The following is a 26095-nucleotide window of genomic DNA, read 5'->3' on the forward strand; positions in this document are numbered from 1 at the left end:
TCATGCGACTCGCAAAGTGGCCACCCGCGCGCGGGCCGGGAAACCGTAGAACAAGAGCACCAGCAGGCCGGCCACGGTGCTAAGCAGCAAGGCCAGGCCGTGCACGGCCAGCGCGGCTGCCAGGACCAGCGGCAGCGTCATCTCGACGCCCAACCAGGCGGCCACGCCGGCCACGCCGGCTTCATAACTGCCCAGGCCCGCGGTGGCTTGAATCGGCCACATGCCGCCCAGTTCGCCACCGATCGCCGCCAACAAGCCCTGCAAGGGCGAGCCGCCCAGCAAGGCCATCAGCAAGCCGCTCAGCGCCGCCAACTTGAGCCACCAGTTGGCGAGGCTGAGCAAGGCAATGGGACGCTGAGCCCCCAGGGACGGCGCCTGGGCCAGGGCCGCGCGCAAGCGCGCCCACCGCCCCTGGGACAGGGCTTGTAGCTCGGTCGAGGGCTGCAGCCGGGCCAACACGCCACGCAGCAGGGCCGAGCCAGCCAGAAAGCACGCGGCGCTCATCAGCAAGGCCAGGCCCGCCCCCTGCCCCAACCACCAGGCCAGCACCGCCGCCAGGCTCAAGCTGCCCAAGACCAGCAGATCCTGCAAGCGCAGCCAGACCAGGCTGGCCAGGGCTTCCGCGGCCGTGGCGCCGTACTGGCGCTGAGCCAGCCAGAGGTAGCCCAGCTCACCGCTGCGCAAAGGCGCCCAGTTCAGCGCCAGGGTGTGGAGCAAGAGCAAGCGCAGGCTGGCGCCATAACTGAGCGATGCCGCGGGCAGTTCGCTGCGTGTGCGCCGCGCGCGCCACTCCAGCTGCACCCGCCAGCCACGCAGCCCCAAGCTCAGCAAAAGGGCCAGGCTCGCCAACAGCCAGTCGCTCGGTGCCACGCGGGCCAGGCTGGCCTGCCATTGCTGCAGATCGACTTGCGGCGCAGCCCAAGCCAGAAGCGCCAGCAGCAGCAAGAGGCCGAGCACCATGCGCAGCAAGGCGGCCGGTCGCGCCAGCGCGCCATGGCGCCAGAGCTGCCAAGCGGCGGCCGCGATCAGACCCAGGCCCATCAGCCATTGGCCGCTTTCGGCCAAAGGGTAGCCCCAGGGCGTGAGGGCCAGCACGCAGCCGCTGAGCAGGCCCGCGGCCGCACGGGCACGCACGCCGGCTGGCCCCTGCATCCAGGCCGGCGGTTGGGGCACAACACGCAGGGCCAGCAGGCCCATCACCAGACCCAGGGCCCAGCCGGCCAGCACATCGCTGGGCCAATGCGCGCCCACACCGATGCGGGCCAGGCCCACGGCCACCGCCGCCCAGACCAGCAAGACCTGACCCCAGCGCGGAGGGCGCGCCAGGAACCACAGCAGCAGCATCAAGGACGCTGCCGTGGCCGAGTGACCCGAGGGCATGGCGTTGAAATAGAGCGGGTCGCCGGTGACCCAGAGCTCGCCCGCACCCAGCACCGAGGGTGGGCGCGTCGCGTTGATCGATTTCTTCAGCACCTGGGCCAGCACGCCGCCGACCAGCAAGGCAAACAAACCAGTCGGCCACAGGCGCTCCGCCAGGGCTGGCTTTTGCACCGACACGAAGCCCAGCGCCGCCCAGCCCAGGCCGGCGACGCTCAGCAAGGACCAGAGCGTGGGCGAGAACTGCGCCAGCGTGGGCTGCAGCTGGGCCAGCCAGAGCGGCTCGCGGCCGGAGCCACGCAGGGCCAGGGCCAACAGCGCCAGCAAGCTGGCCAGACACAGGACGGCGCCCTGCCTCGCTCGCGAGAGGGGCGCGTCAGGCAGGCGGCGCTCGCAGGCGTTGGGAATGGCGGGGCTCATGAGCTGGCCATGCTAGGCAGCCCGTATGACGAGCACTTGTCAGTGATTCGACGGAATCAAGACAAGCCGGCGACAGGCGCTCGCCCGCCAGCCGGCTCAGGGGAAAACAGGATCAGCGCTGCAGCGGCCACGCGCAGGCGGCCATCAACTCAACCCATCAGGGCAGGAGCAGCTCCGGGCGCACCGTCATGCGGCGCAGCGGCTGGCTGCCGGCGCTCATCTGCAAGGGCGCGCCGCCGCAGCGGGCGGCGCAAGCGGGTTGGGCCAGGGCCTCGTCAAACACCTCACGGGCGCAGTCCAGGCAGCTGCCGCAAGCGGCGGCCACCCGGGTTTCGTCCTGCAGCACCTCGAAATTGCGCACGCCATCGGCCACCTGGCGGCGGATGTCGCGATCGGAAACACGGTGGCAGAGGCAGACGATCATGGCGCGGGGCGGCTGCCGGCACGGAGCCGGCAAGGCATGAAGAAGTGGGCAGAAAAGTGCCAGATGGCGTCGCCACTCTATCGCAAATGCGAACACTTCTCAATCATGTTCGCAAGCATCCCCCTGAAACTGAGGGCCTTGCCGCGCAAAGTACAAAGGCCGCCGCCCCTCCCGGGACGGCGGCCTGTGCTTCTGAAGCGATCAGGACAGCTGCGATTGCAGCCAGTTCTGCTCGCCCAGTTGGGCGACCAGACCGATCTGGGTTTCCAGATGGTCGATGTGCTCTTCGGTGTCTTCGAGGATGCTGACCAGCACCTCGCGCGAGACGTAGTCGCGGATGCTTTCGCAGTAGGCGATCGCCTCCTTCAGCAGCGGGTGCGAGCCGACCTCGATCTTCAGGTCGCAGTGCAGCACCTCGACCGCGTTCTCGCCGATGTAGAGCTTGCCCAGGTCTTGCAGATTGGGCAGGCCTTCCAGCATCAGGATGCGGTCGATCAGCTTGTCGGCGTGCTTCATCTCCTCGATGGACTCGTCGTGCTCATGCTTGGCCAGGCGCTCCAGGCCCCAGTTCTTGAGCATGCGGTAGTGCAGGAAATACTGGTTGATGGCGGTCAGCTCGTTCTTGAGCTGGGCATTCAGGTATTCGATGACCTTGGCATCACCCTTCATGGTGGCTTCCTTTCAACAAAGCATGCAAGTGGCGCGCAGGCCGAAGGCGCACGCGGACGGAGCATTGTGCGTGCAGCCGCTCCGCGCTGAAGCAAGACCGTGCTTGCCCGGTCGAAACAGCTTGCATTCTCATCTCCGCAAAAGACCATGCCACGCAAAGGAGCAGCGGGACGGCCCTCGAAAGAGATTGCAATTACGAATCGTTCTCATTTAAGATGAGAGCCATGTCATCCTCTTCCACCCGTCCCGCCAGCCTGCTGGCTGCCAGCCTGGCGCTGGAAACCGAAGCCCCGGGCGCGCTGTCGGCCACGCGGCCCACGCCCGCGGCCTCGCCCGTTTCGCCTGCATCGTCCGCATCGCTGGCAGCCCTGTCGTCGGCACGCCCGAGCGCTGCGCCGCGCCGCCTCAGCAGCGAAACCTTGCTGGCCGACCGCCGCGAGGTCGAGATCGAACATGCCGGCCAGATCTACCGGCTGCGCGTCACCTCGCTGGGCAAGCTGATCCTGACCAAGTAGCGCCGACGCCGCCCTCCACCGGCCCGCCTGACCACCCGAACGACTTCCTTTTTGCCGCTTCTTTTTCAGACCCGTTCGCTTTTTTCATTTCTGTTTCGCACCAGCCAGCCTCGCCCCGCGCCAGCCCGCCCGTGCCAGTCCCTTTTCCAGACAAGGACTCACGACCATGCTGCGCACGCACGCTGCCGCCTCGATTTCCTCGCGCCCATTTTTTTCTGGCGCTGAAGTAAACCATTACCCAAGCACGATGCGACCCATCGCCCTGGCGGTGGCCCTGATGGCAACGCCAGGGCTCGGCCTGGCCCAGAGCGGCTCGCCAAAGCCCGACCAGGCGGCGCAGCCCGCCGCCGTGACGGCCCTGCCCGAGATCACCATCAGCGCCACCCGCACCGAGCGGGCCAGCGACAAGGTGCCCAACACCGTCACCGTGATCGACCGCGCCGCCCTGCTCAAGCGTGAGGCGCGCAACCTCAAGGATCTGCTCGACGACGAGGTCGACCTGGCCGTGCGCAGCGCCGCCACCCGCTTCAGCGCCGCCGGCAGCTCGCTCGGCCGCGCCGGCAACGAGGGCCTGAACATCCGCGGCTTGGAGGGCAACCAGGTGCTGATGATGGTGGACGGCATCCGCCTGCCCCAGGCCTTCAGCTTCGGCGCCTTTGCCAGCGGCCGCGCCGACCAGGTGGACCTCGATGCGCTGAGCCGGGCCGAGGTGCTGCGCGGCCCGGCCTCGGCCCAGTTTGGCAGCGACGGCCTGGCCGGCGCCCTGAGCTTGAGCAGCCTCTCGCCCGAAGACCTGCTCAAGGACGGCAAGACCCAGGCCGGCCTGCTGCGCAGCAGCCTGGCCACGGTGGACCGCTCGCAGCGGCTCAGCGGCGCCTATGCATTCCAACAAGGCGAATGGCGGCACCTGCTGCAGCTGAGCCTGGCGCGCGGCCACGAAACCCAGAACCGCGGCGAGCGCAAGGATCTCAACAGCCTGCGCACCGCGCCCAACCCGGCCGACATCCGCAGCGAAAGCCTGCTGGCCAAAACCGCCCTGCGCCTGAGCCCCAGCCAGCGCCTGCAAGCGACGCTGGAGCTGCGCCAACGCAAGCAAGAGACCGAAGTGCTGTCGGGCCGCGCCCCCGTGGTCAACGACAAGACACCCGCGGCCGTGATCGACCTCGACGCCCAAGACCGCCTGAACCGCCGCCGCGTCTCGCTGGAGCACCGCTACGACGACCTGAACGGCGAATGGCTGCAATCCTTGCACAGCCAGATCTATGTGCAGCACAGCGAGACTCGCCAGCGCAGCGTGGAAGACCGCCACCAGTCGCCCGACCGCATCCGCAAAGGTTTCTACCGCGAGGAACTGATCGGCTTCAGCAGCCAGGCGCAGACCCAGCTCAGCGGCCAGCGTCTGAGCTACGGCATCGACCTCAGCCGCAACCGCATCAGCGGCCTGCGCGATGGCACCGTGCCGCCGGCCGGCGAGACCTTCCCGAGCAAGCCCTTCCCCGACACCGATGCCAGCCAGGTCGGCGCCTTTGTGCAAAGCGAGATCGAGACCGGCAGCCTGAGCCTGATTCCGGGTCTGCGCTACGAGCGCTACCGCCTCAGCCCCAAAAGCACGGGCTACAGCGGCGCCGTGGTCAGCCTCAGCGACCAGGCACTGACACCACGTCTGGGCCTGGTCTGGCGCGCCAGCGAAACGGTCCAGCCTTATGCGCAGTGGGCGCTGGGCTTTCGCGCACCCACGGCCGATCAGGTCAACAACGGCTTTGCCAACCCCGTGCATGGCTATGAAAGCATCGGCAACCCGGACCTGAAAGCCGAACGCGCCCAAAGCCTGGAACTGGGCCTGCGCGGCCGCGTGGCCGAGCAGCTGCGCTGGCAGCTCAGCGCCTACCGCAACCGCTACCGCGACTTCATCAGCCAGCAAGTGGTGCGCGGCAGCGGCAAACCCAAAGACCCGCTGATCTTTCAGTCGATCAATCTGAACCAGGCGCGCATCCAGGGCGTCGAGGCCCGTGTGTTCTGGCAGGCCCAGCCCGGCCTGGAGCTGAGCGCCGCCCTGGCCCGCAGCCGCGGCCACAGCGAGCAAAACGGGGAGCGCAGCCCGCTCGACACCGTGCAGCCCGACCGCGCCCAGCTGGGCGCGCGCTGGGAGCGCGGCGACTGGAGCTGGAGTGCCAACTGGCAGCTGGCCGCCGCCAAGCGCGCCCAGGACAGCAGCGTCGCCAGCCAGTTCCTCACGCCCCGCTACCAGGTCCTGGACCTGGGCCTGGGCTGGCGTGTCCAGCCCGGCTGGCGCCTGCAGGCCCAGCTGAACAACGTGGGCAACAGCCGCTACTGGCGCTGGGCCGATGTGCGCGGCCTGGCCGCCACCACCACCGAGCTGGACGCCTACACCGCGCCCGGCCGCCAGCTGCAAGTCTCGCTGACCGCAGAGTTCTGAGCCCGCGCCCTTTTCCACACCCAACACCCGGAGAGTTTCACCATGCAAGCCAGCTTCAGCCGCCTGCGCCAGGCCTTTGGCCACGCCCGCCTCAGCCCAGCCGCCGGCCAGCCTGCCCGCCACCGCGACATCGCCCACAAGCTGCAGATCAGCGAAGGCGAGCTGGTCGCCGCCCATCTCGGTGCCTTCACCGCCGAGGAGTCCCCGCTGCGCGCCCAGCGCCTGCAGCCGCTCTGGCCCGAGCTGATCGAAGCCTGCGAGGCCCTGGGCGAGCTGATGGCGCTGACCCGCAACGAATCCTGCGTGCACGAGAAGACCGGGCCCTACCGTGGCGCCAGCGCGCAAGGCGGCGTTGGCCTGGTGCTGGGCGGGGCCATCGATCTGCGCCTGTTCTACCGCGCCTGGGCCCATGGTTTTGCGCTCAGCGAGCGCCTGGCCGATGGCGCCGAGCAGCGCAGCCTGCAGTTCTTCGATGCCAGCGGCCTGGCCATCCACAAGATCTTCTTGCGCCCGGAGAGCAATCAAGCGGCCTATCAGGCTTTGGTGCAGCGCTTCGCGCACGAAGACCAGGCGCCCGGCATCCAGGTCGAAGCCGCATCTGCCGAACCCACGGAGAAGCCCGATGCCGAGATCGACCTGGCCGGTTTCCATGCCGCCTGGGCCTCGCTGCGCGACACCCATGATTTCTTTGCCCTGTTGCGCCGCTTCGGCCTCAGCCGCACCCAAGCCCTGCGCCTGGCCGAGCCGCAGTTTGCCCAAGCCCTGCCCCTGGCCGCGGCCCAGGAGCTGCTGAGCCGGGCGGCGCAGGAGGCCGTGCCCCTCATGGTGTTCACCGGCAATGCCGGCGCCATCCAGATCCACAGCGGCGCCATCCAGCGCGTGGCGGTGATGGGGCCCTGGCTCAATGTGCTGGATCCCGGCTTCAATCTGCACCTGCGCGAAGACCACATCGCCCAGGCCTGGCTGGTGCGCAAGCCGACGGTGGACGGCCTGGTCTGCTCGCTCGAACTCTTCGACGCCCAGGGCCGCAACATCGCCATGATGTTTGGCGAGCGCAAGCCCGGCCAGGCCGAGCGTTGCGACTGGCGCACCCTGCTGGAGAGCCTGGCCGACCGTCAGGCCGCCGCTGTGGAGGCCTGCCCGTGAAGCGCCGCCAATTCAGCGCCGGGGCAGGCCTGGGTCTGCTGATGGCCGCCGGGGCGACGCCTCTGTGCGCTGCGCCCAGCCCACAACGCCTGATCAGCATCGGCGGCGCGCTGACCGAGCTGGTCTATGCCCTGGGCGCGGAGGCCAGCCTGGTCGGCGTGGACAGCACCTCGCTCTACCCGCCGCAGGCCCAGCGCCTGCCCAATGTCGGCTACGCCCGCACGCTGGCCACCGAGGGCCTGCTGGCCCTGCAAGCCCAGCTCATCATCGCCACCGAAGACGCCGGCCCGCCGGCCGTGCTGCGCCAGTTGGAGGCGGCCGGCGTGCCGCTGCAGATCCTGCGCGCCGAGCACCGCTTCGAAGGCCTGATCGTACGCACCCGCCGACTCGGCGAGCTGCTGAACCGCCGCACCGAAGCCGCCGCCCTGTGCGAGCGCCTGGAACGTGACTGGCAGGCCAGCCTGCGCCAGGTGGCCCAGCGCAGCGCCGGCCCGCGCGGCAGCCGGCTCGCACCGCGCGTGCTCTTCATCCTCTCGCACGGCATGGGCCAGGTGCGCATCGCCGGCCAGGACACGGCTGCCGATGCCATGCTCAGTTATGCCGGCGCACGCAATGCCTTGCAGGGCGTGAGCGGCTACAAGCCCTTGACGCCGGAAGCGGTGATCGCCGCCGCCCCTGAGCACATCCTCCTGACCGAGCAAGGCCTGGCCGCGGCCGGCGGCCTGGAGGCCTTGCTCAAGCTGCCCGGCCTGGCCCAGACCCCGGCCGGCCAGCAGCGCCGCGTGCTTGCGCTGGATGCCCTGGAACTGCTGGGCTTTGGCCCGCGCCTGCCCCAGGCGCTGAGCCGGCTGGCGCAAGGCCTGTATCCCGAGCCCGGCCGCGCTGGAGCCGGCGCATGAATCTCTCGCTGAGCACGGCCACCCCGTTGCGGCCACAGCTCTCGGCCATCTGGCTGCTGGGCCTGGCCCTGCTGCTGGGCAGCGCCCTGGCCCTGCATCTGGGCGCGGTGCAGATCGCGCCGGGCGACTGGCTGCTCTGGCCGGGTGGCGAGGCGCCGCTGAGCGGCGGCGCCCATGTGCTCTGGCATCTGCGCCTGCCGCGTGTGGGTTTGAGCCTCGCAGTCGGCGCGGCCCTGGGCCTGGCCGGCTGCCTGAGCCAGGCTTTGTTTCGCAACCCCATGGCCGACCCGGGCCTGCTGGGCATCAGCGCCGGCGCGGCCGCCGCGGTGGCCCTGTGCCTGACCCTGTTCGCCGGCCTGCAGTTCCAGCTGCCCCCGGCCTGGCGGATCTGGCTGCTGCCGGTGGCCGGCTTTGCCGGGGCGCTGGGCGTGTGCTGGGCGCTGGAGCGCCTGGCGCGCTGGCTGGCGCCGGGCTCGGTGTCGGCCCTGCTGCTTTGCGGCCTGGCGGTGCAGGCTCTGGCCTTCGCCCTGGTGGGCTTGTGCAGCCATCTGGCCACCGATGAACAGCTGCGCGCGCTGAGCTTCTGGAGCCTGGGCTCGCTGGCCGGCGCCAATGGCTGGCTGCTGCTGATGATGGGTGCGGCCCTGCTGGCCGTGGCCCTGCAGGCCCGGCGCTGGGCCCAGCCCTTGAATGCCCTGGCCCTGGGGCGCGAGCAGGCGGCCCATGTCGGCGTCGATGTGCAGGGCCTGCGGCGGCGCAGCGTGCTGGGCATTGCCCTGCTCTCGGCCCTGGCCGTGTCGGCCTGCGGCAGCATCGGCTTCATCGGCCTGATGGCGCCGCATCTGGCGCGCCAGCTGGTCGGGCCCGATCTGCGACGCTTGATGCCCTGCGCCATGCTGAGCGGCGCCCTCTTGCTGCTGCTGGCCGACACCCTGGCGCGCACCCTGGCCGTGCCGGCCGAGATCCCGGTCGGCATCTTCAGCGCCCTGCTCGGTGCGCCCTGTTTCTTGTGGCTGTTGCGCCAGTCCCTGCGCCACGGAGCTGTCGCATGAGCCGCCTGCTGCAAATGGACCAGCTGGGCCTGCGCCTGGGCTCGGGGCCGGCTGCGCCCGAGCTGGGCCCCTTTAACCTGACCCTGCAGGCGGGCGAGCGCGTGGCCATCCTCGGCCCCAGCGGCGCTGGCAAATCCAGCCTGCTGCGCTTGATGGCCGGCGAGCTGCGCCCGCAGCGCGGCCAGCTGCGCCTGGACGGCCGGCCGCTGCAGGACTGGCCGGCCGCGGCGCTGGCCCTTCGGCGCGCGGTGCTGCCCCAGCAACACGCTGTGGCTTTTGGCCTGCCGGTGGAGCTGGTGGTGTCGCTGGGCCGGGTGGCGCAAGCCGCGCGCGATGGCGACCCGCAGCAGGCGCAGATCGTCGCCGCTGCGCTGCAGCAGGCCCAGGCCGGGCACCTGGCCGGCCGGCGCTTCGACAGCCTCTCGGGCGGCGAGCAGGCACGCGTGCAGATGGCGCGCGTGTTCGCCCAGGCCTGGGACTGCGAGGCCGGCCTGCTGCTGGTGGACGAGCCCCTGGCCGCCCTGGACCCGGGCCTGGCCCTGGAGCTGATGGAGCGCTGGCGCCGCTTTGCCGCCGCCCGCGGCCATGCCTTGGTGGCGGTGCTGCACGACCTGAACCTGGCGATGCAGAACTTCGAGCGCCTCTGGCTGCTGCAAGCCGGGCGCCTGCTGGCCGACTGCGGCGCCGTGCCCGCCGCTCTGCCCTTGCTGGAGCAGCTCTACGGCGTGCGCCTGCGTCTGCTGCGCGATGGCGAGGGCTCGGCCCTGGTGGCCAGCCTGGCGCCTGCGGCCGCGCCGCGGCGCGTGGCCTGAAGCTTCAACGGCCAGCGCCCGGAGCCCATGTCGATGCACAAGACACCTGCCCTCGCCACACCGCGCCGCCCGGTCGTGCTGGGCCTGGTGCTGACGGCCCATCTGAGCGGTGTGCTGGGCCTGGCCTGGGCCTTGCACGGGCGGCCGGCCAGCCCGCCTGCGGCACGGCCGATGACGGTTGCCGTGTCGCTGCTGCCGCAGAGGATTCCGCAGGCGAAGGATTCCGCTCCTGCGCCACGACCTGAGCGGGCGCCGAGGCCACCCCTGGCTGCCGCCCCGAGCTTGCCCGTGTTGCAGGCGATGCCACAGGCACCCTCTGTCGTCAGTGCCCCTGTGACGCTCGAAGCCGAAGCCAGCAAGGCCCGTGCAGACCTGCCTCTGCTGGCCGCAGTGGCCCAGCACGTGGCAGCCAGCCCTGTCAGCGCCCGGCCCATGCCCGCGCATCCGGTCGACATCGGCAGCCCGGCACAGCTGCCAGCCGAGCATGGCGATTGCGCCGCGCGCCAGGCGGCCCGGCTCTACCCGGCGGCGCTGCGCGAACGCGGCATCGAGGGCCAGGTGCTGCTGCGGGTGCAGGTGGCCGAAGACGGCCGGGCGGCCGAGGTGCGCGTGCAACGCGGCAGCGGCTGGCGCCTGCTGGATCAGGCCGCACAGGCCCTGGCCCTGGCCTGCCGCTATGTGCCGGCCCAGGCTCGCACGCAGGAGCAGCTGCAGGCGCTGAGCAGCTGGGTGGAGGTGCCGGTGCGTTTTGCCTTGCAGCGCGGCAGCAGTGGCGGCAACCCGACCAGCTCCGAGTCGCCGCACTGAGCGCAGAGGCAGTTCAGTCCGTTTTCGTGTCCGCCCCTTTTGAGTTCACCCACCCCCTTGCTCCTTCCCTCGACTCGTCCCTCGCCTACATCGCCTACAAGGAGACCCGCATGTGTGACAGCCCCAATGTCTTCACCGCCCTGATCGAGGGCGAAGCCCAAACCGGCTCGGCCGCCCCCGCCCTGCTCGGTGGACTGGCCCGCAAGCCGGCGCTGCCGAAAGAACCCGCGGCGGCGGAGCACCGCCTGGGTTCGCGCCGACGCCGGCTCTGGGAGCTGCCCAGCCAGGCCTTGTGCCCGGTGATCGGCGTCTGCCTGCCCATGCCCTTGCTGCGGCGCCGCCTGGGGCGCCTGCCCGGCATCAACCCGCGCGCCAACGACTACGAGCTGCACTGCCTGGCCATCGACGCCTGCGGCCAGCGCAGCGATGTGGCCGAGCTGCTGCAGCGCGAGCTGGACCAGCGCTTCATCCGCACCCTGCGCCTGGCCGCCGCCTGCAAGACCACCCTGGCCCTGGCCGCCTGGTGGGCCGCGGCCTCCCAGGGCCAGCCCCTGCGCGAGGGCGAGCCGCCGCTTGATGTGGCCGCCTGCTTCTGGGCCACCCTGACCCACGCGCGCTGCGAGCACAGCCTGCAAGAGCAGGTGCTGCGCGACATCCACATGCTGCAGCACCAGGTGGGCGCGGCCAACCGCGCCGATCTGGGCCGGCTGGAAGCCCTGGCCGACGAGAACGCGGTGCTGGCCGCCGAGCTGGCGCGCGTGCAGCAGCGCAGCCAGCGGGTGCTGCAGGAGCGCGCCGCGGCGCAAGAACGCCAGGCTGCCGAGCTGGTGCAGCTGCGCGCCCAGCTGCTGGGCCGCGACACCTTGCTCGCCAGCCTGCGCGACGACATGCAGGCGCTCGAGGCCGCCGCGCCGGGCCTGCGCCACCGCCAGGAGCAGGCCGAGCAGATCCGTCATCAACTCAGCCGCATCCAGGATCTGGAACGCGCCCTGCTGCGCGCCCGCCAGGACGCCGCCCTGGCCGAGCAGCGCCAGCGTGAAAGCCAGGCCGAGCTGCAGCGCCTGCAGACGCTCGCGCCGGCCGAGCCGGTGGCGAACGCTGCACCCGAGCCCGCGTCATCGCCTGACCTGGGCGAACGCGCCGTGCTCTGCGTCGGCGGCCGGCCGAGCGTGGTGCCCATCTACCGCCAGCTGATCGAGGGCACGGGCGGCCGTTTTCTGCACCATGACGGCGGCGAAGAAGACGCCGTCGCCAAGCTCGACGCCAGCCTGGCCGCCGCCGACCTGGTGATCTGCCAGACCGGCTGCATCAGCCACGACGCCTACTGGCGGGTCAAGGACCACTGCAAACGCCACGGCAAGCGCTGCGTCTACGTCGAATCGCCCAGCGCCAGCAGCCTACGCCGAGCGCTGGGTGCGCTGGAGGCCGGCACGGCACCCGGTGAAGACGCAGCGAACCAGCTTGGCTAGGGCCGGCCGCTGAGAAAGGGGGAAAGAAACTTCTTCAAGGCCTGACGACCGGCCTGGAGCTCCAAGGTCTGGGCATGTTCGGCCGCGGGCACCAGGACCAGTTGCGCCTGTGGCGAGCACGGCACTGCTTCGCGCAACTCCTGGGCAAAACGCTGGGGCGTCAGAGTGTCCGACTCGCCTTGCAGAATCAAAACGGGCTTGCAAGCTGCCTTCATCAAGGCCTGGCGCGCATCGAGAGCAGCCAAGCCATCCTGGAGCTCGATATCGACCGCCCAGTCCAGCCAGCGGCTGACCTTGCGGCGCACCTGCCCGCGCAGCAAATCTTCGAAACGGGTGATCGCGCTTTCGAGGATCAGGCCATCGAGAGCACCCGCGGGCGTGGCCAGCTCCGCCGCCAACAGGGAACCAAAGGACAGGCCATGCGCCAGCACCGGACGCCCGGGGTGTTGCTGGCGGATGTGGCGCAACGCCGCCTGCGCCAGGGCGTGATTGGCGGCCAGAGACGGCAGGCCGGGCGCCAAGCCGCAACCCGGGTACTCGATCACCCAGATCGACACCGGCAGGCCCTGGTAGGCCTCGGCCAGGCGCTCCAGCTGATCCACGGCTCGGGCGCGCCCGCCAGGGAAATACAGCAGCGACAGCCGGACCGCCTGGGCGGGCTGGGTTTCGATCACAACGCTGCCCCGGCCGTTCACCCCTGCCAACTTGGGCCAGGGCCGCACCGACCAAGCCGGGCGCTCGAAACGGGCCAGATGCGATGTCACCGCCTCGGCGGGCGGTGCCCGGTCAGCGCAGACCTGATCCAGGCCCCAACGGAGGGTGTAGACGCCCGCCCAGCTCGGGCAGGTCGCAGACATGAGGATCAAGGCGCAGATGGCGTGGAGCAGGCGCAAACGCATGGGCAGAAACTGGCTGAATCCAGCCAAGTGGCACGGGCCGCCAGTCTTGCGCCCAGCCGGGCCGCTCGCCATCGGGTCAAGCCTTGACACCTCAAGTGCCCCGCTTCCGTGCAAAGAGCACAAACCAATGAAATACCACTTGAGTCCGGGGATACCCGCAGGCGGGAACGCTTCCTAGAATTTACTCAGCTCGAAAACACAGGCTTTTCGAGAGAGCGCAACCGAAACAAGGGAATCGAGTGAAGCAACTGACCATGAAGAAGACGACCCAGCTCAAGACTGGCCTCCAACTGGTTTCTGCAGCCCTGGCGCTGCTGGGTGCCGGCGCTGCGCACGCTGTGCCCACCATCGACTTCGGCGCTGCCAAGGGCTTCAGCGCCTTCATCCTTGGCAATGTCGAGCAAGCGAATGACATCGAGGGCCGCATGGCCGTCGGTGGCAATCTGACGGCCAACGGCCTGTCCATCAACTACCGCACTCCGTCCACGGTGACGGGCCCGGCCCTGGTGGTCGGCGGCGATGTGAAACTCCAGGGCGGCCGCATCTACAGCAATGCGCCGGCCGGCGTCGATTCCACCAAGGGTTCTCACCTGCCTTACTGGGACCAAAGCCTGAGCAAGTACGGCAACAGCTACGGCGTGTTCGGCGGCAGCAAGGCCGGCTCTTCCGCCTCGCTGGACCTGCGTCAGCAAAGCGGCCTGATCGACTTCAACGCCGCGGCCACCACCCTGCGCAACACCACCGACCAGTTGGGCAGCTTGAGCGCCACCGGCAAGACGCAAATCAGCAGCTACACCGCCAACGGCAAGACCGAGATCAGCGGTATCAGCTTCGTCGGCACCGGCGCTGACTTTGAAGTCTTCAACGTCAACACCGCCACCTTCCGCAATCTGAGCCTGAGCGGCATCAAGGCCGGCGCCACCGTGGTGATCAACTACACCGGCAGCGATGCCGTGCTGTTTGCCGGCGGCCAACTGACCCAGAATGTGGCCATCGGCGGCCTGGACCCCTGGGGCAATCCCGCCACCCAGCTGGACGCGCTGAACAGCAATGTGCTGTTCAACTTCAGCAAGGCCACCGATGTGACCGTGGGCAGCTTTGTCGGCGGCAGCATCCTGGCGCCCTACGCCCTGGTCTACGGCGGCGAGCAACGCACCGGCGGCGGCCACCTCGAAGGCCAGCTCATGGCCCTCGGCCTGAAGAGCAATCTGGAAATCGGCTACTCGCCCCTGGTCTCGGCCGTGCCGGAGCCGGGCAGCTACGCCATGCTGCTGGCGGGCCTGGGCGTGATCGGTTTCGTCGCCCGCCGCCGCCGGGTGCGCTGAAGCACAGGGTCAGGGCCCTCAGTGCCCATGCCCCTCGCATCACAAGACAAGAGCTCCTTCGGGAGCTCTTTTTTTTGCTCCTTGGTCCACTCAAAGTTGAGCCATTTCGGGAAGAGGAACCACAAAACAGACGATCTCGCAATCCGGTGATGCCGCATCCCGCGTTTTCAGGACAGGCACTTCACTCCTAGTGCTTCCCCCCTTTCCGTGAATTGCGTCACGTGAGAACGTCGAAGGCACGAGAACCTTCTGGGGTTCGTCTCATCCATTTGATCGAGGGAATCTGAATGCAGACTGCACACCGCCTGGCTGTCACGGCCGCCGTGCTGGCCGCCCTGGCCACACCGTCGTTCGCCGACACCACCACCTACACCAACTCGGCCGCCTTCCTGGCCGGCCTGAGCGGCCCTGGCTACACAGAGGCTTTCACTGGCCTGAGCAGCCCGGCCAGCGGCGCCAACCTGAGCTTCAGCTCGGGAGGCTTCAGCTACAGCATCAGCTCTCTCGGCGATCTGTACGCATCGGGCTCCGTCCTGGGCACCAGCCTGCCCGACCAGGCACTGACCATCACCTTCACCAGCGGCAATGTCACCGCCGTGGGCGGCGATTTCTTCAATGTCAACCTGTCGGACGAGTTCCAGCAGGTTGCGGTGACCCTGACCTTGAGCGACGGCACCACCACCACCTTCACCCCGGCCAGCGCGGCTGACAGTTTCCGCGGCTTCGCCTCGACCCAGGTCATCAGCTCGCTGACCATCAGCGCACCCGGCGCCACGCTGTACGCCAGCGTGGACAACCTGACCGTGGGCTCGGTCACCCCGGTGCCGGAACCCAGCAGCTGGGCCCTGATGGGCCTGGGCCTGATCGGCGTGGGTGCCCTCGCCCGCCGCCGCAGCAGCGCCACGCAACACTGATCGCCCCATAGCAGCGGGCGCACCGAAAGCGTCCGCCTCGATGCCGCCGATTCTTCCATCCACGTTGATGCGGTGAAGCCACCGCGCTCCGGAGACCTTATGACCCGAAACCAAAAGAAGCTGTCCCTGCTGGCCCTGTCCATGGGCCTGGCCCTGGCCAGCCAAGCGCAGGCACAGAACGCCCTGAACGGCCAACGCGAAGCCCTGGACCGATTGGCCACTGCCACCGGCAGCAGCGCTGATGTGTCCTACCATGCCGCCACCGGTGCCGCCCGCTTCGTGCGCGTGCCGGCCGGCGCCAAGCTGGCTGCCCGTGCCAGTGCCGTCGGCGATGCCGCCAAGCAGACCGCCACGGTGCAATTCCTGAACGAATACGCCGCGCTGTTCGGCATCCGCGACGCTAGCAGCGAACTGTCGGCCCCGGCCATCAGCAAGGACCGCCAAGGCAGCACCCGCCTGAGCTACCAGCAGGTCTACCAAGGCTTGCCGGTGTTCGGCGGCGAACTCAAGGCCCACTACGACGCCGCCGACAATCTGGTGGTCGTCAACGGCACCTTCATCCCCGGCATCAACGTCAAGGCCACGCCCAGCCGCACGGCCGAGCAGGCCAGCAAGATCGCCGTGACCGCCGTCAATGCCGAACTGAAGCGGCCGACTCGCCTGAGCGCCGGCACCCCGACCCTGATGATCTTCCGCGAAGGTCTGGCCAAGGGCGTGGAAGGCATCAACCACCTGGCCTGGCAGGTCGAAGTGGGCAACAAGCAGGATGTGCGCGAGTTCGTGTACGTCGATGCCCACACCGGCAAGGTGATCGACAAGATCAGCGGCATCCATGAGTCCATGAACCGCCGCGCCTTCGACGGTCAGGGCAAGCTGCCGCCGGTGCCCAACTACCCGAACTCACCGTTCTGGGTGGAAGGCCAGGCATTCCCGACCGGCACCGTCGAGGCTGACAACATGATTGCCGCCTCTGCCGACATTTACAACATGTTCAAGAACGCCTTCGGTCGCGACGCCTTTGACGGCAAGGGCAAGACCATGGACTCGATCTTCAACCGCGGCGACCTCTGCCCGAACGCGTCCTGGAACGGCACCTACATCTCCTTCTGCCCGGGCACCACAACCGACGACGTGACCGCGCACGAATGGGGTCATGCCTACACCGAGTACACCCACGGCCTGATCTACCAATGGCAACCGGGCGCCTTGAATGAGGCCTACTCCGACATCTGGGGTGAAACCGTGGACCGCCTGAACAGCCGCGGCACCGACGTTCCCGATGCGGCCCGTACCGCCGGCGCCTGCACGGTCTTCACCAAGGTCGGTGGCGTGCCCGGCACCGACAACTCGGTGCGCTGGCTGATGGGCGAAGATGCCACCGCTTTCAGCGGCGCCATCCGCGATATGTACAACCCGACCTGCTACGGCCACCCGGCCAAGGTGACGGACACCCGCTACCGCTGCAGCACCGGCGACTCCGGTGGCGTGCACAGCAACTCCGGCGTGCCCAACCATGGTTACGCCCTGCTGGTGGACGGCGGCACTTACAACGGTCAGACGATCCTCCCGATCGGCCTGACCAAGGCCGCCCACATCTACTACCGCGCCCAAAGCGTGTACCAAGGCCCGGCCAGCGGCTTCGCCGATCACGCCGACGCCCTGGCTCAGTCCTGCACCGACCTGACCGGCCAGAACCTGAACGACCTGAAGACTGGCGCTCCCTCGGGCGAGGTCATCAACGCCCAGGACTGCGCGCAGATTGGCAAGATGGCCCAAGCCGTTGAGCTGCGCACCCCACCGTCTCAGTGCAACTTTGTGCCCCTGCTGGCCAAGTCGCCACCAGCCCTGTGCCCCACCGGCAATGTGGCTCCGCTGCTGTCGGACAGCTTCGACGGCGGCAAGGCCGGCGGTGTGCGTTGGCAAGTCAGCTACCAAGGCCGCAACCCCGAGTTCACACCTCGCAACTGGGGCGTGGTGACCAAGCTGCCCAACGGACGCCCGGGTTATGCCCTGTTTGCTGCCGACCCCAATATCGGCACCTGCAGCCCCGGCGGCAACGAAGCGGGCGTCGTCCGCATCGAAAGCCCCGAGTTCGCCATCACGGCCGATGCCGCAGCGCCGAAGCTGACGTTTGATCACTGGGTCGCCACCGAGTCCACCTGGGACGGCGGCAATCTGAAGATCAGCGTCAATGGCGGTGCCTGGCAGCTGATCGCCGCCTCGGACTTTGTCTACAACGCCTACAACACGACCCTGAAAACGGTCGCCCAAGGCAACGACAACCCGCTGGCCGGCCAAGCCGCCTTCTCGGGCACGGACGGTGGTTCGGTGAGTGGCTCCTGGGGTCGCTCCATCGTCAACCTATCTCGCTTTGCCAAGCCCAATGACAAGGTCAAGCTGCGCTTCGAGATGTCCACCGACGGTTGCGGTGGCAACATCGGCTGGTATGTCGATGACGTGAAGGTGTATCGCTGCACCCCCTGAGCCTGAAAGCGGCACCGGCGCTGCGCGCGCCGGTCCTTTCTCTCGGTTCACACAGGCCTCCCCTCGGGAGGCCTTTTTTATGGTCTATGGCTTTGCCCGGCCGGGCGTAGCCACAGGCGTTTGCTCATGCTGAGCGCACAAAGAAAAGGGCGCCGTCCGATGACGAGCGCCCTTGTCTTTTCGTCGGAGCCGGCCGAAGCAGGCCCCAGCGCATTGGCTTCTTGCTTACTTCTTGACGTTCACAGCGTCTTTGAGCGCCTTGCCCGGGGTGAACTTGGGCACGGTGGCGGCCGCGATTTCCAGGGCTTCGCCGGTGGCGGGGTTCTTGCCGGTGCGGGCAGCGCGCTCGCTGACCTTGAAGTTGCCGAAGCCGAGGATGGCCACGGTGTCGCCGGCAACCAGGGCTTCGGTGATCGAGGCCAGGGTGGCGTCCAGCGTCGACGTGGCGACGGCGCGGGTCACGCCAGCCTTGGTGGCGATGCTTTCGATCAGTTCACTTTTGTTCATCAGATATCCAGTGGGTACGGAAAAGAAAATCCCTTTGCGGGGAGCGCGATTATCGTTGCGTCCGAGGGCTTGCTCGCCACAAGCCCCGAAAACAGGCGCTTGAAGCCCTGCCGCAAGCCGTTTTTGCTTGCAATTTCTGACACTTCGGCGCGTTTTTCTTCGCGGCTTCGAGGCGGCACCCTCAGCCCAGCTGGGCCCGGTGGCTGCGCGAGACACGCAGCCTTGCGCCCGAGCGCATCTGCACCTCGGCCTCGCCGCGTGGCAGGGCACTCAGGCCCTGCACATGGGCCGGGTTGATGGCATGGCTGCGATGCACGCGGACAAAGCGGCCTTGCACGCTGGCGTGGGCCAGGAAGTCTGCCAGGGTGCAACGGTCCAGATGGCAGGCCGGCGGCGCGTGCAGCTCGATGTAGTTGTCAGCCGCGGCCACCCATTCGATCTCAGCCAGCGGCAGCTTGAAGAGGCCGCCTCCGCGCTGCGGCACCAGCCAGTGGCCGGGCACCGGCTGGATCTGCTGCAAGGCACTGAGCCAGCCCTGACGCTGAGTTTCAGCGGGTTTGGGCGCCAGCGCTGTGCGCCGCTGCCGCAGGCGCTGCACGCTTTCCGCGAGACGCTCGGGCGTGAAGGGCTTGAGCAGATAGTCCACCGCATGCAGATCAAAGGCGCGCACAGCATGCTGGTCAAAAGCGGTGCAGAACACACAGAGTGTGTCCTCGGGCAAGGCCAAAGCCAGCTCCAGCCCGCTCTGCCCCGGCATCTGGATGTCCAGGAACAGGGCATCGGGACGATGGCTGTGCACCAGCTGCAGCGCCTGCTCGGCATCGCCGGCCTCCTCGGCCAGCAGGTCGATGCCGGGCTGGCTGCTCAGCAGGCGGCGCAGCTTGGCGCGGGCCGGCGGTTCGTCATCCACGATCAAGACGCGCAGCGGCGCGGCGTCCGGCCGCAGTTCCATCCCCTCGTTCATGCGCGCTGCTCCGGCAATTCGATCTCCAGCAAGCTGCCACCGGCGTCGTCGGCGCTGAGGCGCACCCTGGCCGCATCGCCGTAAAGCACGCGCAGGCGCTCGCGGGTGTTGCTCAGGCCCACCGAGCCCGGGCGCTCGCTGCGTTCCGGCGCGCGGCCGCTGTTGGCCACCTGCAAACACAAGCGCCCCTCGCGCAGTGTCGCGCTCACGCGCACCTGCACCTGGCCCGCGCTGTGCGCCACATCGTGGGTGATGGCGTTTTCCACCGGTGCGATCAAGAGCAAGCTGGGCAGGAGGCAGACGCTGGCGGCCTCCTCCACATCCACCTGCACCTGCAGGCGTTCGCCGAAGCGGGCTTGCATGATGGCCAGATAGGGCCGCACCAGGGCCAGCTCGGCGGCCAGGGAGTGGCGGCTGTTCTCCTGTGCCGTCAGGGCCTGGCGCAACAAGGTGGCCAGATCGCAAACGATGCGGTCGGCGCGCGGCACATCCTCGTACATCACCGAGGAAATCAGGTTCAAGGTGTTGAACAAAAAGTGCGGCTGGATCTGCTCGGCCAGGCGGTTCAGGCGGGCTTCGGCCAGCTCGGTCTGCAGGCGCAGCAGGTCTTGCTCGCGCTGGCGACTGGCTTCGTGCAGCTGCAGGCCATGGCAGAGGCCGACGATGAAGCCATAGCTGACGAGGTCCTTGCCGGCCTCATAAAGCAAGATGTCCGCCGGATGGCCGGGCTCATAACTCACACCCGTCGCGGCATAGACGGCAAAGCGCAGGCCGAACATGCCCGTCACATGCAGCAAGGTGTAGCCCAGCGCACCGGCCAGATGCAGTCCCAGGCTTGGCAACCAGCCCTGCTGCCGCCGGCTGCGCGCGTGCAGGCGATAGATCAAGGGCGCCAGCAGGGCGGTCAGCAAGGTGGAGCTGAGCTCCCAGAGAAAGGGCTCCCAGGGATGTTGGCCTCCGCCGGCCCGGTATTGCTGCAGCTCGGACATGCTGTGCAGCAGGCCCACGGCCAGCATCACCGCGGCAAAGCCCCAGCTGAAGCGCTGCCGGGCTGCGGCCGAAGCGGCCATGAATGGAGGCGCTGGCCTCATCGAGTTCTCCATGGCCGCACCTTACCGCAGCCGACGCTATGCTTCACCGCAACGCGGGTCGGTTCACCCCAAGCCAGGCGCAAGTCACCCCAAATCGGCCGGTGCCGCCTCGCCCTGCACGCCCAGCACGCCCTCCCTGACCAGGGTTTCGATGGCCGCATCGGCATAGCCCAGCTCGCGCAGCAGCGCGCGGCTGTGCTGACCCAGGCGCGGCGGGTCGCGGCGCAGGCCCAGGCGCTCGCCGTCCAGGCTCAGGGGCAGCAGGGGCACGCGGGTGGCGCGGCCGTCGGGCAGGGTCATGGGGGCCAGGCCACCGGTGGCCCGCAGATGCGGGTCGTCCATCAGCTGCTCGGGCCGGGTGATGGGAGCAAAGGGCAGGCCGGCGGCCTCGAACACGGCGGCGATCTCTGCGGCCGCGCGCGGCAGCAGGCGGTGGCGCAGCTCGGGGATCAGCCACTCGCGCGCCAGCACGCGCAGATTGTTCGTCAGCAGGCGCTCATCCATCTGCAGATCGCCAAAGTCAAAAGCCTGGCAGAAGGTGGCCCATTGCGTGTCGCCCACCACGGCCAGAAAGATCTGTTCGCCACCGGCCACGGTGAAGACGTCGTAAATGCCCCAGGGCGAGATGCGTTCGGGCATGGGCGCCGCCGGCTTGCCGGTGACCGCGAACTGCATCATGTGCTGGGCGACCAGGAAGATGTTGTTCTCGAACAGGCTGGACTGCACCTGCTGGCCACGCCCGGTCTGGTGGCGCTGCTGCAAGGCGGCCAGGGCACCGATGGCGCCGAACATGCCGCCCATGATGTCGTTGACGCTGCTGCCGGCACGCAGCGGGTCGCCCGGGCGACCGGTCATATAGGCCAGGCCACCCATCATCTGCACCACCTCGTCGAGCGCCGTGCGGTGCTCGTAGGGCCCGGGCAGAAAGCCTTTGTGCGAGACGTAAATCAGGCGCTCGTTCAGGCGGCTCAAGGCCTCATAGCCCAGGCCCAGGCGCCCCATGGTGCCGCTCTTGAAGTTCTCGCTGAAGACATCGGCGCCGGCCACCAGCTTGAGCACGATCTCCAGCCCGCGCGGGTCTTTCACGTCCAGGCTGAGGCTGAGCTTGTTGCGATTGAACAGCGGGTAGAAGCCAGCGCCCGAGCCGAGCAGCTGGCGCGTGCTGTCGCCGGCCTGAGGCTCGACCTTGATCACCTCGGCCCCCAGATCCGCCAGCACCATGCCGCAGGTCGGGCCCATGACCATGTGGGTGAACTCGATCACGCGCAGGCCGCTCAATGGCAGGCGCGGCGCATCAGACACAGAAGACTCATTCATCGACATCATCGGCGAGCCCGGCGAGCCCGGCAGGGCCAACGGGGGCTGCGGAGCGTTGGACAGGGGGCCCACATTGTCGCAAGCCGGGCCACCCTTCATCGCTCTCCCGGTCTTCGCATCCCGGCAGCTGTCGATTCGTCGCCTCATTGCCACAGCGCTTCACCTCGGCCGGCACCATGGCGCCATCAACGATCCCGTCAAGCAAGGAAGACGCCATGACCGTTCACAGCCCCCTCACCGAGCAGCGCAGCCTGGAGACCCAGCGCGAGGAGTTCAGCCACCGCCGCGGCCTGGCCATGCCGCTGGCTGGCACCCTGGCTTGGGGCCTGATCGGCCTGGTCGGCGCCCTGGGCACGCCGTTTCAGGCGGTGGTGACGCTCTACATCGCCACCGGCTCGATCTTCTATCTGGGCATGGGGCTGTCGCGTCTGACCGGCGAAAACTTTTTCGCCAAAGGCCGGCCCAGGAACGAGTTCGATCGCCTCTTCATGGCCGGCATGCTGATGAGCCTGCTGGTCTTCACCATCGCCCTGCCCTGGGCCTCGCAGAACCACGAATCCCTGCCTTTGAGCTTCGGCGTGCTGGCCGGCCTGATGTGGCTGCCCTACGGCTGGATCATCCAGCACTGGATCGGTGCCTTCCACGCCATCGCCCGGGCCCTGCTCTGCGTGGGCGCCTGGTACGCCTTCCCGGCTCAACGCTTCGTGGCGATTCCGGCCGTGGTGGTGGCGGTCTACCTCATCACCATCGCCGTGCAGGAGCGGCGCTGGCGCGCCCTGCAGGCCCGCTGAACCCGGGCGGCGCCACGCAGGAATCCGGCGCCGCCCCTGTGCGAGACTGCCCACGTTGTGATTGCAGTAGCGCCCTCGCTGGGTGGCTTGAGATTTGTCTATGAAGATTTGCATCGTCGGCGCGGGCGCCATCGGAGGCTGGTTCGCCGGCCATGTGGGGCAACATCTGGGTGCCGAGGTCGAACTCAGCGCCCTGGCCCGCGGCGCCACCCTGGCCGCCCTGCGTCAGCACGGTGGCCTGCGCATGGACCTGATCAGCGGCGAGCGCATCCAGGTGCCGCTGCGCGCCAGCGACAAGCCTGAGGAACTGTGCCAGCCCGACCTGATCGTGCTGGCCGTCAAAGGCCCGGCCCTGGCCGGCGTGGCGCCCGCGGTGAAGGCCTTGCTGGGCCCGCAGACGCGCGTGCTGGTGGCCATGAACGGCGTGCCCTGGTGGTTCTTCCAAGGCCTGCCCGGCGAGGCGGAGGGCTTGCGCCTGGAATCGGTGGACCCCGGCGGTGTGGTGGCCGGCCTGATCCCGGCCGATCGCGTGATCGGCTGCGTGGTGCACGCGAGCTGTGCCACGCCCGAGCCCGGCCTGGTCAAGCATGTGATGGGCATGGGGCTCATCCTCGGTGACCCGGCCGGCGGCCAGCCGGCGCACATCAGCGAGTTGGCGGCGCTGCTGTGCCGCGCGGGCTTCAACGCCACGGTGTCCGAGCGCATCCAGCGCGACATCTGGTTCAAGCTCTGGGGCAATATGACCATGAACCCGATCTCGGCCCTGACCGGCGCCACCTGCGACCGCATCCTCGACGACGAGCTGGTGCGCGGCTTTGTGACGAATGTGATGTTGGAGGCCGCCGCCATCGGCGCGCGCATCGGCTGCGCCGTCGAGCAGACGCCCGAGCAGCGCCATGCCGTGACGCGCAAGCTGGGCGCCTTCAAGACCTCGATGCTGCAGGATGTGGAAGCCGGCCGCCCGCTGGAGCTGGATGCGCTGGTCGGCGCCGTCAGCGAAATCGGCCGCCATCTGCAACTGCCCACGCCCTTCACCGACGGCATGCTGGGCCTCACACGCTTGATGGCACAAACGCGCGGCCTGGCCTGAAACGAAAGCAGCGGCGCGGCGCAGCTATCGATTGAACTCGACACAAGCTGCAGAGCGCACCGGCGGTGCTGCGTGCGCTCAAGAGAAGGCATGTGGATGTCGATCTCAGGGTTCTGAAATGGTGTCGATGGGGCTGGGCTTGCCGCCCCTCGCGCAATAGAGTGTTCGCAGGGAGCGAGCAACACAACGAACCCCGAAGTCCGCAGCCGAGACTGCGAAGGAGACCCCCATGCTTGCTGTCGTGCAATCGATGCGCCTGAAAGCGCGCGTCCTGACGGGCTTTGCCCTGGTGATGAGCTTGTTGCTGGCCGGATCGGCGCTGGGCATCTGGCGCATCCAGCAGCTCAACGACCGGATCGAGCGCCTGGTCAATATCGACATGGAAGCCCTGGACCTGGCGCGCAGCTGGGCCGGGCTGACCGAATCGAACATCCAGCGCCGCATCATCACCATCTGGTCGGACGATGCCGATTTCGTCAAGGCCTTCACCGCCAGGTCCAAGGAAGTCAGCGCCCGGGTCGACAAGATCCAGGACGCTCTGGGCGACCTGCCCAAATCCGCCGGAAGCGAACGCATCAAGGCCCAGATCGACCAGGCCCGCAAACGCTACCAGGAGCTGCGCGACGACATCGTCAAGCAAAGAGCCGCCGGCACCGACGTGCGCGCCCGTGTGGTGGGCGAGCTGATCCCGGCGATGGAGGCCTATCTGGAGCCCATCCACGGCTATGCCGAGCAAAGCCGCAAGGAGCTGCAACAGGCCCGCGATGTGGCCGAGGACCAGGCGCGATCGGCCTTCCGGCTGATCACCGGCCTGCTGATCGGGGCGGCCGCCTGCGGCGTCTGGATCGCCCTGTCAATCACCCGCAGCATCACCGCGCCGCTGGACCAGGCGCGCGACATGGCCGCGCGCATCGCCGAGGGCGATCTGAGCCAGGCGGTCGTCGTGCAGGGCCGCGATGAGCTGGCCGAGCTGGCCGAATCGCTGGACCAGATGCGCGCCCAGCTGGGCGCCACGATTGCCGATGTGCGCCATGTGGCCGAGCAGGTGCAGATGGCCTCCAGCGAGATCGCCAGCGGCAATATGGACCTGTCCAACCGCACCGAGCAGGCCGCCAGCAGCCTGGAGCAAACGGGGGCGGCCATGATGCAGCTGCGCGAAGGCGTGCAGGCCAATGCCCAGGCCGCGCGTCAGGCCGACGAGCTGGCCAAATCGGCTGCGGCCGTGGCCGACCGCGGCGGCGCCATGGTGCAGCAGGTGGTGGACACCATGACCGACATCCAGCAGTCCTCGGCCCGCATTGCCGACATCACCAATGTCATCGACAGCATCGCCTTTCAGACCAACATCCTGGCCTTGAATGCGGCCGTGGAAGCGGCCCGTGCCGGCGAACAGGGGCGCGGCTTCGCCGTGGTGGCCAGCGAGGTGCGGGCCCTGGCCCAGCGCTGCGCGCAGGCGGCGCGTGAGATCAAGAGCCTGATCGGCGCCTCGGCCGAGAAGGTGGAGGCCGGCGGCAAGCTGGTCAGCGCCACCGGCGCCACCATTGCCGATGCGGTGCAAAGCGTACAGCGCGTGACCCATATCGTGGCCGAGATCTCCAGTGCCACCAGCGCCCAGGCCAGCACCCTGGGCGAGATCGGCCAGGCCGTCGGCCATCTGGACCAGATGACGCAGCAGAACGCGTCGCTGGTCGAAGAATCGGCGGCCGCGGCCGAAGGCCTGAAACAGCAGGCGCAGACCCTGGTGAACCACATGGCCAAGTTCCGCCTCGCGGCCACACGGCGGCGGGAATGATTCCCGTAGCGGCAGGGCGCCCGGCCGTCGCGGTCCATGCCTGCATGGCATGGCTGACGGCGTGGGCCTTGACGGGCAGCCTGTGCGCCACGGCCCATGCAGCCCCGCACGGTGAAACCAACACGCGCTACCTCTTGCGCACGGCGGCCGAACAGGGCGGCGCGCCGAAATGGCTGCAGCATGGCCCACAGATGCACAGCGGCTTTTGCGCGGATGTGATCGCGGCGCTGAACCAGCGCGTCACGGGCTTGAAGATCCAGCTGGTCGAGCAGGCCTTGCCGCAGAAACGCCTGCTGCAACAGGTCAAGAGCGGCGAGCTGGACCTGCTGTGCGCGCTCACCCACACCGAGGAGCGCGACCAGGATTTCGTCTTCGTGCAGCCCGAGCTCTACAACATGCCCTATGTGCTGCTGGCGCGTGCCGACGACCCGGTCGAGGTGCGCAGCTGGGAGGCGCTGCGGGCGCTCGGTGAGCAAGGCCTGGTGCTGCTCAACTACGACAGTTCACGCCTGCCCCTGCTGAAGGCCAAGGGCGGCCTGCATCTGCACGCCCGCGGCCTGACGACCGAGGCCAATCTGCGCATGCTGCTGGCCGGGCGCGGGCGCTTCTTCTACTTTCCGCTCAGCAATGCCTGGTTCGCGGTGCAGCGCATGGGCGTGCAGCACCAGGTCCGGGTGCTGCTGCCGGCGCTGCAAAGCGAGCCCTACCACCTGCTCGCCCGGCGCAATCTGCCCAAGCCCGCGCTGGACCAGCTGAGCCAGGGCCTGCAGCAGTTGCGCCAGCAGGGCGAGCTGGCACGCTTGGCCCTGAAATGGTTTGGCGCCGACCTGCCGCCCGAGCTGCGGCAGGCCTTGCCCCATCCCTGAAGCTCAACCTTGAAGTTCAGCGCGCCCT

The 26095-nt window shown here is 68.6% G+C and carries 23 protein-coding genes; 15 read left to right on the plus strand and 8 right to left on the minus strand.

Annotated elements, in window-relative coordinates:
• From OOB33_RS22365 to bfr, 3 genes are all read right to left on the minus strand, one after another.
• On the minus strand, positions 1 to 1797 hold the full coding sequence (locus tag OOB33_RS22365; RefSeq protein WP_271010280.1) for a phosphatase PAP2 family protein: 1797 nt from the start codon (positions 1795 to 1797) through the stop codon (positions 1 to 3).
• A 157-nt stretch (positions 1798 to 1954) separates the two neighbouring features.
• A complete protein-coding gene (locus tag OOB33_RS22370; RefSeq protein WP_271010281.1) occupies positions 1955 to 2221 on the minus strand; it encodes a (2Fe-2S)-binding protein in 267 nt (88 codons plus the stop codon).
• A 201-nt stretch (positions 2222 to 2422) separates the two neighbouring features.
• Positions 2423 to 2890 carry a bacterioferritin gene (gene bfr / locus OOB33_RS22375; protein ID WP_171826844.1) on the minus strand — a complete coding sequence of 156 codons (468 nt, stop codon included), beginning with the start codon at positions 2888 to 2890 and terminating at the stop codon, positions 2423 to 2425.
• Between the two features lie 224 nt (positions 2891 to 3114).
• Here bfr and hemP point away from each other — a divergent pair, with 224 nt between their 5' ends.
• From hemP to OOB33_RS22415, 8 genes are all read left to right on the plus strand, one after another.
• Positions 3115 to 3405: a hemin uptake protein HemP gene (hemP, locus tag OOB33_RS22380; RefSeq protein WP_271010282.1), complete on the plus strand. Its 291-nt coding sequence runs from the start codon at positions 3115 to 3117 to the stop codon at positions 3403 to 3405.
• A 247-nt stretch (positions 3406 to 3652) separates the two neighbouring features.
• Positions 3653 to 5842 carry a TonB-dependent hemoglobin/transferrin/lactoferrin family receptor gene (locus OOB33_RS22385; protein ID WP_271010283.1) on the plus strand — a complete coding sequence of 730 codons (2190 nt, stop codon included), beginning with the start codon at positions 3653 to 3655 and terminating at the stop codon, positions 5840 to 5842.
• A gap of 42 nt (positions 5843 to 5884) precedes the next feature.
• Positions 5885 to 6988: a hemin-degrading factor gene (locus OOB33_RS22390; protein WP_271010284.1), complete on the plus strand. Its 1104-nt coding sequence runs from the start codon at positions 5885 to 5887 to the stop codon at positions 6986 to 6988.
• Positions 6985 to 7887, plus strand: coding sequence for a heme/hemin ABC transporter substrate-binding protein (locus OOB33_RS22395; protein WP_271010285.1), 903 nt, complete (start codon positions 6985 to 6987; stop codon positions 7885 to 7887). Before OOB33_RS22390 ends, OOB33_RS22395 begins: the two co-directional genes overlap by 4 nt.
• Positions 7884 to 8939: a FecCD family ABC transporter permease gene (locus tag OOB33_RS22400; protein ID WP_271010286.1), complete on the plus strand. Its 1056-nt coding sequence runs from the start codon at positions 7884 to 7886 to the stop codon at positions 8937 to 8939. Before OOB33_RS22395 ends, OOB33_RS22400 begins: the two co-directional genes overlap by 4 nt.
• The gene (locus tag OOB33_RS22405) at positions 8936 to 9751 is read left to right on the plus strand and encodes an ATP-binding cassette domain-containing protein (protein ID WP_271010287.1); all 816 of its coding nucleotides are present in this window, start codon (positions 8936 to 8938) and stop codon (positions 9749 to 9751) included. The genes OOB33_RS22400 and OOB33_RS22405 overlap by 4 nt, the downstream gene beginning before the upstream one ends.
• A 33-nt stretch (positions 9752 to 9784) precedes the next feature.
• Positions 9785 to 10558: a TonB family protein gene (locus tag OOB33_RS22410; protein WP_271010288.1), complete on the plus strand. Its 774-nt coding sequence runs from the start codon at positions 9785 to 9787 to the stop codon at positions 10556 to 10558.
• A gap of 110 nt (positions 10559 to 10668) precedes the next feature.
• The gene (locus tag OOB33_RS22415; RefSeq protein WP_271010289.1) at positions 10669 to 12027 is read left to right on the plus strand and encodes a DUF2325 domain-containing protein; all 1359 of its coding nucleotides are present in this window, start codon (positions 10669 to 10671) and stop codon (positions 12025 to 12027) included.
• On the opposite strand, the gene OOB33_RS22420 is transcribed toward OOB33_RS22415, so the two are convergent.
• Complete coding sequence (locus OOB33_RS22420) at positions 12024 to 12926, minus strand: alpha/beta hydrolase (protein ID WP_271010290.1); 903 nt, start codon at positions 12924 to 12926, stop codon at positions 12024 to 12026. The genes OOB33_RS22415 and OOB33_RS22420 overlap by 4 nt on opposite strands.
• Before the next feature lie 254 nt (positions 12927 to 13180).
• Here OOB33_RS22420 and OOB33_RS22425 point away from each other — a divergent pair, with 254 nt between their 5' ends.
• The 3 genes from OOB33_RS22425 to OOB33_RS22435 all read left to right on the plus strand — a co-directional run bounded on the left by OOB33_RS22425 (position 13181) and on the right by OOB33_RS22435 (position 17649).
• Entirely contained in the window at positions 13181 to 14251 is a 1071-nt protein-coding gene (locus OOB33_RS22425; protein ID WP_271010291.1) for a collagen-binding domain-containing protein, read from the plus strand.
• A gap of 287 nt (positions 14252 to 14538) precedes the next feature.
• Positions 14539 to 15165: a PEP-CTERM sorting domain-containing protein gene (locus tag OOB33_RS22430; protein ID WP_171826834.1), complete on the plus strand. Its 627-nt coding sequence runs from the start codon at positions 14539 to 14541 to the stop codon at positions 15163 to 15165.
• A 99-nt stretch (positions 15166 to 15264) separates the two neighbouring features.
• Positions 15265 to 17649 carry a M4 family metallopeptidase gene (locus OOB33_RS22435; RefSeq protein WP_271010292.1) on the plus strand — a complete coding sequence of 795 codons (2385 nt, stop codon included), beginning with the start codon at positions 15265 to 15267 and terminating at the stop codon, positions 17647 to 17649.
• A gap of 225 nt (positions 17650 to 17874) precedes the next feature.
• On the opposite strand, the gene OOB33_RS22440 is transcribed toward OOB33_RS22435, so the two are convergent.
• The 4 genes from OOB33_RS22440 to OOB33_RS22455 all read right to left on the minus strand — a co-directional run bounded on the left by OOB33_RS22440 (position 17875) and on the right by OOB33_RS22455 (position 21534).
• Positions 17875 to 18156, minus strand: coding sequence for an HU family DNA-binding protein (locus OOB33_RS22440; RefSeq protein WP_102768342.1), 282 nt, complete (start codon positions 18154 to 18156; stop codon positions 17875 to 17877).
• Between the two features lie 181 nt (positions 18157 to 18337).
• Positions 18338 to 19120 carry a LytR/AlgR family response regulator transcription factor gene (locus OOB33_RS22445; RefSeq protein WP_271010293.1) on the minus strand — a complete coding sequence of 261 codons (783 nt, stop codon included), beginning with the start codon at positions 19118 to 19120 and terminating at the stop codon, positions 18338 to 18340.
• Positions 19117 to 20211, minus strand: a complete 1095-nt coding sequence (locus tag OOB33_RS22450; RefSeq protein ID WP_271010294.1) for a sensor histidine kinase — start codon at positions 20209 to 20211, stop codon at positions 19117 to 19119. The genes OOB33_RS22445 and OOB33_RS22450 overlap by 4 nt, the downstream gene beginning before the upstream one ends.
• Before the next feature lie 84 nt (positions 20212 to 20295).
• Positions 20296 to 21534 (minus strand): CaiB/BaiF CoA transferase family protein, encoded by a 1239-nt coding sequence (locus tag OOB33_RS22455; RefSeq protein ID WP_271010523.1) that lies wholly within the window; start codon positions 21532 to 21534, stop codon positions 20296 to 20298.
• Positions 21535 to 21743: 209 nt separating this feature from the next.
• Here OOB33_RS22455 and OOB33_RS22460 point away from each other — a divergent pair, with 209 nt between their 5' ends.
• From OOB33_RS22460 to OOB33_RS22475, 4 genes are all read left to right on the plus strand, one after another.
• Positions 21744 to 22319 carry a DUF7010 family protein gene (locus tag OOB33_RS22460; RefSeq protein WP_102768339.1) on the plus strand — a complete coding sequence of 192 codons (576 nt, stop codon included), beginning with the start codon at positions 21744 to 21746 and terminating at the stop codon, positions 22317 to 22319.
• 100 nt (positions 22320 to 22419) lie between these two features.
• The gene (locus OOB33_RS22465; RefSeq protein WP_271010295.1) at positions 22420 to 23409 is read left to right on the plus strand and encodes a 2-dehydropantoate 2-reductase; all 990 of its coding nucleotides are present in this window, start codon (positions 22420 to 22422) and stop codon (positions 23407 to 23409) included.
• A 229-nt stretch (positions 23410 to 23638) separates the two neighbouring features.
• Positions 23639 to 25201, plus strand: coding sequence for a methyl-accepting chemotaxis protein (locus tag OOB33_RS22470; protein WP_271010296.1), 1563 nt, complete (start codon positions 23639 to 23641; stop codon positions 25199 to 25201).
• Positions 25202 to 25245: 44 nt separating this feature from the next.
• Entirely contained in the window at positions 25246 to 26067 is an 822-nt protein-coding gene (locus tag OOB33_RS22475) for a substrate-binding periplasmic protein (RefSeq protein WP_271010297.1), read from the plus strand.
• Positions 26068 to 26095: the final 28 nt, after the last annotated feature.

Source organism: Paucibacter sp. B51 (assembly GCF_027863535.1).
GTDB lineage: Bacteria > Pseudomonadota > Gammaproteobacteria > Burkholderiales > Burkholderiaceae_C > Paucibacter_A > Paucibacter_A aquatilis.